Genomic DNA, 4,764 nt, shown 5'->3' with positions numbered 1-4,764 from the left:
TCGACGGCCTCCAGCAGGCGCTGGAGGGCGGTGAGCTCGCCGACGTTGTGGGTGGCCCGCCCCAGCGGGCCGGCCTCCCAGCGCTCGGGCCGGCCCTCGGCGTCGGCGATGACCCAGGCCCATCCGGCCGGGCCCGGGTTTCCCTTGGCCGCCCCGTCACAGGCGGCGATGATGCGATCGGACATCCCCCGATCTTGCCCTATCCCGGGAGCCCCGCCGGCCACCCGCCCGGATCAGGTCACCGGCTGCCGGGCGGCGGGCTCCGAGGCCGGGCTGCGGCCGGCCCTGCCGACCAGGCCCGCCGCGGTGACGACGAAGGCCAGGGCCTGCACGGCGCCCGCTCCGGCGAAGAGGGCGGCCGGGGCGAAGGCGGCGGCCACCCAGCCGCCGAGCAGGGCGGCGGGAAGGATCGCGGCGAAGGAGACGGCCCGGTTGACGGCGACCACGCGGCCCATGAACTCGGCGTCCACCACCTTCTGCCGGTAGGTGAACCAGCCCACCACGATCAGCGAGGTCGCCGCCCCCGCGACCGCCCAGGCCGGGGCCAGGAGGCGGACGTCGGCGGTGACGGCCGGGGCGAGCAGGGAGGCGGCGAGCGCGCCCATCCCGACGGTCAGCAGCCGCCCCTCGCTGTGGCGCCCCAGCAGCTTGGGCACGACGGCCGCGCCCGCGACCGCTCCGGCGCCCTGTGCGGCGACGACCAGGCCGAGGACGAAGCTGGACTGCCCGGTCGCCTCGGTGACCACGTACACCAGGTTCGCCTCGACGGCGTGCACGGCGAAGTTGGTCAGGATCAGCAGGATGGTCCCGGACCGGAGCACCGGCTCGGCGAACAGCATCCGGAACCCGGTCAGCAGGTCCGGGCCCATGCCGCGCAGCGCCTCGCGCAGCGGGGCGGTGGCCGCCGTCGCCGGGGCGGCGGCGGTGAGCAGGATGAGCACGGCGGACAGGGCGAAGGACACGGCGTTGACCCCGCTGGCCGCCGCCGGCCCGAGGAAGGCGACCACGCTGATGCCCGCGATCGGGCCGAGCATGTTCAGCAGGCTCTCGGACCCCTGGACCCACGCGTTCATCACCGCCCGCCGCTCCTCGGGCACCCGTTCCATCAGGAAGCCCTGGAAGGCCGGGAAGTACAGGGGGCGCATGCAGGCCAGGACGAACGCGGCCGTGTACACGGCGGACACCGGCGGGCTGTCCAGCAGGCACAGCAGGCCGATGCCCGCGACGACCACGGCCGAGGCCAGGTCGCAGCCGGTCATCAGGCGGCGCCGGTCCACCCGGTCCGCGACCACCCCGCTGAACAGCCCGACCAGGACGTACGGGACGAACTCCAGCGCGTAGGTGAAGGCGGCCAGGAAGGCCGAGTCGGTCAGCTGGAGCACCAGCATCGGCATCGCGAACCGGAACACCCAGTCCCCGCAGGTGGAGACGATGTACGCGGCGCGCAGCAGGATCTCGTCACGGCGCTCAGCCACGGGGGCCGTCCAGCGGCAGCAGCGGATCGTCCACGACGGCCTCCAGCAGGGAGACGAGCCGGTCCAGCAGGCCGGTGACGAAGCCGGCGGGCAGCCGGTCGGCCTGGTAGTAGGCGGTCAGCGCCAGTTCGTCCCCGCCCGCCTCGCCGACGAGCATCAGCTCGCTGCGCGGGCGGAACCCCTCGTCGGACAGCGGGAACGGGGCGGTGGCGGCCGGGGCCAGGTCCAGCCCCTCTCCGTGGAGCTGGGCGTACAGCATGTTGAGGACCACGCCGATGGGGGCGTCCGGGTCGGCGTACTCGTCGGGGTTGAAGGCCTTGACCAGCTCGGCGAAGGGGACGGCCGCGTTCTCCTGGGCGTCGAGGCTGTCCCCGCGGACCCGGCGCAGCGCGGCCCGGAAGGTGCCGGCGCCCGCCAGGTCGCTGCGGACGACGAGGAGCTCGGCCAGCGGGGCCACCAGGTTCTCGCGGCCCTCCGTCTCCCGGTTGTAGACGTTGACGGCCACGGCCTGCTCGTCGCGGCCGGTGGCCTCGCGCAGCGCGACGTCCAGGGCGCAGAGCACCAGCATGAACAGCGTGACCCGCTCGCGGGCCGCGAACTTCCTGATGTCGTCGACGAGGCCCTGGGGCAGCCGGCGCGCCTCGTAGCCGCCCTCGGGCGCGGCCCCGGGCTCGCGTTTGGGGACCTCCAGCCTCGGTATGGCGCCGGGGCCGGCCAGGCGCTCGCGCCAGAACGACATCATCCGCTCGCCCTCGGGGCCGGCCAGCAGTCCGTTCTGCTCGCGGACGTGGTCCCGGTAGCTGTACGCGACCTCGGGGAGCCCGGGCTCGCGCCCGGCGGCCAGGGCGGTGTAGAGGGTGGAGAGCTCCTCGGTCAGGACCCCGCGGGCCCAGCCGTCCACCACCAGGTGGTCGAAGACGAGGACGACGAAGTGGTCCTCGTCCCCGACGCGCACCACGCTGACCCGCAGGCGTTCGTCCCGCTCCGCCGGCAGCGGCCGGTCCGCCTCGGCCCGGACCCGGGCGACCGCCGCCGCCTCGTCCCCGGCGGCGTCGTGGAAGACGGCGCGCAGGGTGACGGCGGGGTGGACGGTCTGCCGGCCGGGCCCCTCGAAGCGGGTGCGCAGGGCCTCGTGGCGCCCGGCCAGCCGGGCCAGCGCCTCGTCGAGCACGGGCAGCCGCAGGGGGCCGCGGACCCGGTAGGCCTGGGAGATCGTACGGACGGAGGGCACGCCCAGGGCGCGGCTGCGCTCGTCCATCAGCAGCCGGCCCTCCTGGTAGCTCAGGGTCGGCAGGGACAGTGGTGCGGACATCTGCTCGGGCTCCTAGGCGGGGGTGCGGTCGGTGTCGGCGCGCTCGGCGACCAGGTCGGCGAACTCGCCGAACTCGGGGTACTCCAGGACCTCGCGCATGGTGACCTTGACGCCGAGGGCGGCCTCCAGCCGGGCGACCATCTGGGTGGCCAGCAGGGAGTGGCCGCCGAGGAGGAAGAAGTCGGACTCCTCGTCGATGCCGGTGCCGAGGACCTCGGACCAGATCCGGGCGACGGTCTCGCGTACGGACGACGTGCTCATCGGGGCTCGCATTCTCCGGCGCGCAGCCGGTTTCGGTCGGTCTTGCCGTTGGCGGTCAACGGGAAGCTGTCGATGACGACGTAGCGGGCGGGGACCAGGTAGCCGGGCAGGACGGCGCGCAGGCCCGCGCGGACGGCCTTGGCCAGGGCCCGGTCGTCGCCCTCGATGTAGGCGGCGAGCCGCTTCCCGCCGAGGGGGTCGGTCTCCACCAGGACGCAGGCCCCGCGGACTCCGGGCTGCGCGAGGACGGCCTGTTCGATCTCGCCGGGCTCCACCCGGTGGCCGTTGATCTTGACCTGGCCGTCCTCGCGGCCGAGGAACTCCAGTGCGCCGTCGGGCCGGAACCGGGCGAGGTCGCCGGTGCGGTAGCAGCGGACGCCGCGCAGCCGGCCGGCGGCGGGCACCGGGAAGGCGCGCGCGGTCAGCTCGGGCCGGTCGAGGTAGCCGGCGGCCAGGCCCTCGCCGGCCGCCCACAGTTCGCCGGGTACGCCCGGTGGGACGGGGTGGCCGCCGGGGTCGACCACGTAGACGCGGGTGCCGCGCACAGGGGTGCCGATGGGCACGGTGGCCGCTCCCGGCGGGGGCGGTTCGGCGACGGCGCCGCAGCAGGTGAAGGTGGTGTTCTCGGTGGGTCCGTAGCCGTTGACCACCGTGAGGGCGGGGTGGCGGGTGAGGACGGCGGAGACGTGGTGGGGGGAGACGACGTCGCCGCCGGTGAACAGCCTGCGCACCCCGGCGAAGGCGTCCGGGCGGTGTTCGGCCAGCTGGTGGAAGAGGCCGGCGGTGAGCCACAGGGCGGTGACGCCGCGGCCGGTGATCAGGTCGGCCAGCTCCGTCAGGGTGAGCGGGCCGGGCGGGGCGATCTCCAGGCGGGCGCCGCGGGCGAGGGTGCACCACACCTCCAGCAGCGCCGCGTCGAAGGTGGCGGGCGCCAGGTGCAGGACGGTGTCGCCGGGTCCGAAGTCGACGCGGGCGTCGTGGGCGAGGCGGGCGATGCCCCGGTGGGTGAGCCGCACGCCCTTGGGCTGCCCGGTGGAGCCGGAGGTGTACATCACCGTGGCGGTCTCGGGGGCCGGCGGCAGCGGGGGTGCGGCGGCGGGGGCGCTGCGGCGAAGTCTAAGGGACTCGCACAGCGCCGGCCCCCGGCCAACGCCGTCTGGCGGGGTGAGGGGGCCGCGGGGCCGTGCCAGCATCAGGCGCAGCCGCTCGGGCGGGTAGTTCGGGTCGAGGGGCACGGCCGTGGCCCCCGCCAGCGCCACGGCGACGGTCGCGGCGACGGCTTCCGGGCCCCGTTCGAACAGCAGGCCGACGGCGTCGCCGGGGCGGACGCCCCGCGCGCCGAGCTCCCGGGCGATGCCACCGGCCCGCTCCAGCAGTTCGCGGTAGGTCAGGGTGGTGCCGGGGGCCGAGACGGCGACCGCGTCGGGCCGCAGGCGCGCCCGGTCGGCGAACATCCGGTAGGCGGGCTCCCCGACCGGCTCGGTGTCCTCGCCGGACCAGGCCGACAGCAGTTTCCAGTCGGCTCCGTCGACGAGGTCGAGGTCGCCGAGGGGGCGCTCGGGCTCGGCGAGCGCGGCGGCGGCGAACCGGTCCGCCCGCTCGGCGAGGACCGCGGCGGTGTCCTCGGGGACCCCGTCGAGGGCGAACCGCGCCGACCCGTCGGGGAGGCGGACGGCGGACGGGCCCTCGGCGGGGGCCCGGAGCAGGCCCGCGGAG

The 4,764-nt window shown here is 75.9% G+C and carries 5 protein-coding genes; all 5 read right to left on the bottom strand.

Annotated features, from left to right (window positions below; genetic code table 11):
• On the bottom strand, nucleotides 1–185 hold a 185-nt coding region (locus ACFVXK_RS37105), incomplete at its 3' end, for a ribonuclease HI (protein ID WP_389621336.1).
• Nucleotides 186–233: 48 nt separating this feature from the next.
• A complete protein-coding gene (locus ACFVXK_RS37100) occupies nucleotides 234–1,475 on the bottom strand; it encodes an MFS transporter (protein WP_389621333.1) in 1,242 nt (413 codons plus the stop codon).
• A complete protein-coding gene (locus ACFVXK_RS37095; RefSeq protein WP_389621330.1) occupies nucleotides 1,468–2,787 on the bottom strand; it encodes a condensation domain-containing protein in 1,320 nt (439 codons plus the stop codon). The genes ACFVXK_RS37100 and ACFVXK_RS37095 overlap by 8 nt, the downstream gene beginning before the upstream one ends.
• A 12-nt stretch (nucleotides 2,788–2,799) precedes the next feature.
• Nucleotides 2,800–3,048: an acyl carrier protein gene (locus ACFVXK_RS37090; RefSeq protein WP_159036874.1), complete on the bottom strand. Its 249-nt coding sequence runs from the start codon at nucleotides 3,046–3,048 to the stop codon at nucleotides 2,800–2,802.
• On the bottom strand, nucleotides 3,045–4,764 hold a 1,720-nt coding region (locus ACFVXK_RS37085; RefSeq protein WP_389621326.1), incomplete at its 5' end, for an amino acid adenylation domain-containing protein. The genes ACFVXK_RS37085 and ACFVXK_RS37090, both read right to left, overlap by 4 nt.

The organism is Streptomyces sp. NPDC058157, assembly GCF_042884105.1.
Classification (GTDB): Bacteria; Actinomycetota; Actinomycetes; order Streptomycetales; family Streptomycetaceae; genus Streptomyces.
Note: the sequence above shows the minus strand (reverse complement) of the source record. Positions and strands in the feature narration are given on the sequence as shown.

Bases quoted from the DNA above. Each gene is read 5' to 3' on its own strand.
- ACFVXK_RS37090 (WP_159036874.1), bottom strand. From the start codon at position 3,048: ATGAGCACGTCGTCCGTACGCGAGACCGTCGCCCGGATCTGGTCCGAG.
- ACFVXK_RS37095 (WP_389621330.1), bottom strand. From the start codon at position 2,787: ATGTCCGCACCACTGTCCCTGCCGACCCTGAGCTACCAGGAGGGCCGG.